The organism is Acinetobacter sp. KAM396 (assembly GCF_021602765.1).
GTDB classification, from domain to species: Bacteria; Pseudomonadota; Gammaproteobacteria; order Pseudomonadales; family Moraxellaceae; genus Acinetobacter; species Acinetobacter towneri_A.
This window is the reverse complement of the sequence record NZ_BPPH01000121.1, coordinates 1-352: the sequence shown is the minus strand read 5'-3', so window position 1 is coordinate 352 and position 352 is coordinate 1. Positions and strand designations below refer to the sequence as shown.

Below are 352 nucleotides of genomic sequence, written 5' to 3'. Positions count from 1 at the left end.
ATCTGATACATCGAATCACAGATGATAAGCTGGGGACTTAGCTTAGTTGGTAGAGCGCCTGCTTTGCACGCAGGAGGTCAGGAGTTCGACTCTCCTAGTCTCCACCAAATTTCAAGATCAGAAAACTTAAAGCACTGCTTTAAGGCTTTTCCTTGAAATTTAAGCAAACAGCTATGCTGTGCGCAGGCACACATATACTGAAGCTTTAAGCTAAAGATTACAGAATTTAGTAAGTATAAGCTTATTAAGTTCTGTGATTTATCACAGTTGACTGCAGTCCGACGAGGATGCAGTGAATCATTAACAGATTGGCAAAAATTGAGTCTGAAATAAATTGTTCAACTCATTTCAT

The 352-nt window shown here is 39.2% G+C and carries 1 tRNA gene; it reads left to right on the top strand.

The features are described from left to right. Positions 1–31: 31 nt before the first annotated feature. Positions 32–107 (top strand) — tRNA-Ala (locus L6C30_RS14800). Positions 108–352 lie beyond the last annotated feature (245 nt).